The organism is Methylobacterium indicum (assembly GCF_001043895.1).
Lineage (GTDB): Bacteria > Pseudomonadota > Alphaproteobacteria > Rhizobiales > Beijerinckiaceae > Methylobacterium > Methylobacterium indicum.
The window spans coordinates 1-3117 of record NZ_JTHF01000211.1; the positions used below are offsets into that span (position 1 = coordinate 1).

Sequence of the window (3117 nt, forward strand, 5' to 3'; positions counted from 1 at the left end):
GCCCGGCGCTTCCTCGACCGCTTGGTCGCTCTCGGGGGCTTGCGCGAGCACACACCATGGCACGCGCCAGCCCCATGGCACGGGCGATCCCAAGCAGCGGCTCGCCGCTGGCGTGACGGCGCCGCACCTCGTCACAGATGGCCCGCCATCGCATCCGGCTCTGTGCACCCGCCTCCGCCGCGGAGCGACCGGGCAGCAGGTCGATGAAGCGCCGCCGTTCCAGTCACAGACGATGGTGCCGTAGGACTGACCGCGCCGCCACGTCCAATCATCGATACCGACAACGCGCGGAGCCGGCGAAGAGGCGATGCCGCGTCGACGGATCGGGCACAGAACCGTGTCGCCGCTGGCCCGGCTCGCTCAACGGCGCATTGAACCGGCTCTTGTCATCGCCCGGTCAGCTTGGCGGCGCGCTCACCAAGCTGCGGCCCGCCAAGCTCACCTTAAGAGGCAGTTGCAACTGTAATGCTAGTGCCCAGAGCCCCATCTGATGCGTCGAATAGCGGCGCTGTGAGCACCAGCCGCGCTGTACGCACGCACCTGTCAAAACGATCGGGGCGGCCCACGAGATAGACCGCTCCGATCAGTTCAGCACCCGACTAGACCGGAACTTTGGGGCTCAAAGCGCAACTCTGATCCTCGGTTCAGGAGCAACTATCCGGAGGCACCACACGGCCCGCCGGTGCGCGAACCAGAATTTAGAACGCGGTCGGCCCAGCCGCCATGGCAGTCCCGACGCCCTGGTCCAGAAGATCCGCCGCATGGACGATACCAGCACCGAACGCGCTGCTGTCGGACCCGTCGGGGAGCCAGAAGGTCTCGCGTAGGAAGCAGAGGAAGCGTTCCTACATGCTCTCGCCCGGACCGAGCGAGCCCTTGATCGCGTTGACTTCGTTGTGCGCCAGCCATACCGGGGCCGGGAATGTGGCGACGGCTAAACCGTTTCGGCCGCCCACTCGACTGAACCTGCCCACGTGAGCTTCCACTTGGCTCCGGGGGATACGTCCTGCACTACATTAGGTTGTAAGGCGACGATGCACGTGCCCCCTGGGTGTCGAGCAGATGGGTAGAGGATACCCCGCCCACCCGCGCCTCTCAGATCGCGGGCAAGGGCCTGGCCGGCGGGGTAGCCAACCCCCGGATCCGGGTCGAGACACTCGGGCCGGGGGTCGACGCCACGGAGATCGTGGAACTTCCCGATGAACGAGGCATGCAGAGCGACGTACTGCACTTGGTCGTGCAGATGACCGATGTTAAGGAGTTCCCGTGTCCTGTGGAACGCAACCTCTTCAAGCGCGGTCCGGTCGGTGAAGGCCGCATACCACCCTCCGATCGCCGCATCGTTGAATCGGTTTCCTGTCGGCCGAGTGTACGTGAACGCGGCCGATATGAAAGTGTGCCCCCAACGGTCGAAATGCTGGCTCGCAGCGACCGCTGCATCGCTCAAGCGCCTGCAGGTCATAGCCTCAAGCTCCGCAAGTGCCTCAAGCTCCTCCTCTGAGTCGACAAGGGCCTTCAGCACTGGCGGCTTGTAATAGGCGGTCGGGATGAGGCGAACCGTCCGCTGCTGCGCGATTTCCGTCGTTGGAATCACATGCCACCCCGAATGGCGTCCACGTAGGCGCGCGTCTCCATCAGCGCCGGCAGGCCACCCGCTTGCATGTATTCAATCGGGCTCTTGCCCGCGAACACCTCACCCTTGTTGGGCATGCGTGGCCACCGGTCGGCGAGCTCATCGCTGAAGTAGAGGTGCAGCCCCTTATAAAGGCCCACGAGGGCGCTCGTACGCAGAAGCTGGTCTCTGCGCAACTCACCGGCATGCTCGCCACTCTTCATGCGGGAGAAGGTCCGGGGGGCAACGTCGAGCAAATTGGCCGCCTCGGCGGTCGTTAGGCCCCACGCACCAGCTATGCGCACAGCGGCTTTCGTGGCGACGCTGCTAGTGGATGGACGGCCTGGAGAGGCTTCTACACGGCGAGCGTTTTGCATGTCTCTCACCCCTGCCACCTGGCGCTATTCGTGTCGCCAATTGGCAAACCTGCTTACTGCGAACTGAACGTTCGCGCAAGGTTCTTGTTCCCAGAAAACGTAGGTAGGCGGCTGAAGGCTGTGGATGAACCATGGCGAGCAGCAGCAGAAAGCGCAAGCTATAACAATAGCTTAGCTGGGTTGATCCAAGCTGCTAGGGATGCGGATCCCGCTCGCGGCCGGGCTCTTTGGTGACACCGGCAATGTTCGATGTCGTCGCAACGCTTGAGCCAGCGCTCGAGCTTGGCGTGCCGACCGTGGCGGCGCCGGTCTGCTTGGCCAGGAGCATGGCAAGCGGTGGCACGGGTTGGCGTCCAGTCTAGGATGAGCACCGCCGTGCCGTGCACTTCTCCCATCGAGCACAAGTCACCGGCGTCGGCCGCATCGAGGGCTACCGTCGCGGCGGCGCACCATACCTCGACGTGACGGCGCGAGCGCTCAAGCGCCTCGATGAGCTCCGTCGCGAACTCAGCATAGAACAAGCGGCTCGTGTAGTGCTTCGCTTCGACAAGGATGGCACCGCTGTTCGGGGGCCCTTCGGCGTCCGGCCCGAATTGCCACCCGGACCCAACGAGGCGGAATGGAACACTGGCCAACTGGGGCAGGCTGCGGCGACCAGTCCCTCGAAACCGTCATCGCCGGTTTCTGGGAGGGCAGCCAGAATGTTTTGCAACTGGTTGAACAGCGGTTCGGCCCTCTGAGGCTTTAGACGCGTGCTTCCGTTTTGCGACGACCGAGCTGGCATAGTGTTATCTGCCATGCACATTTCGAGAAGAGTGGAGCGCCAGGCCGGACAACGAACAGCGCTCGGTCCTGCCGGTCACCGTGGCGGACCACACGCAGCTACACCACGCCCCGGGACACGGCCGGCGCCTGCTGGTAGCCAGCTTAGCAAGGCCCAGCCACCGCCTCGGGAGAGGGCGGCGGTGCAATCATCTATGAGCGCAGTCGGGGGGAGGGGGTAAGCGCTCGGTGAAGGCCGCCTTGTGCCTGTAGTGCTTTGCTCTGGATACAGTGTCTGGCGTCAGATGGCGCTGTATCGGCCCTGTGTCTGGACCTATGACCAACTCTCCTCACGTTGTCGTTGCG

2 protein-coding genes and 1 pseudogene are annotated in these 3117 nt (G+C 64.1%); all 3 read right to left on the minus strand.

Annotated elements, in window-relative coordinates; translation table 11 throughout:
- Window positions 1–175: 175 nt before the first annotated feature.
- A pseudogene (locus tag QR78_RS36755) lies at window positions 176–360 on the minus strand (ISL3-like element ISMdi2 family transposase); the annotation flags it as partial.
- Window positions 361–934: 574 nt separating this feature from the next.
- Entirely contained in the window at window positions 935–1522 is a 588-nt protein-coding gene (locus QR78_RS23425; RefSeq protein WP_244276278.1) for an RES family NAD+ phosphorylase, read from the minus strand.
- 68 nt (window positions 1523–1590) lie between these two features.
- Window positions 1591–1989, minus strand: coding sequence for an MbcA/ParS/Xre antitoxin family protein (locus QR78_RS36610; RefSeq protein WP_048430000.1), 399 nt, complete (start codon window positions 1987–1989; stop codon window positions 1591–1593).
- Between the last annotated feature and the right edge of the window lie 1128 nt (window positions 1990–3117).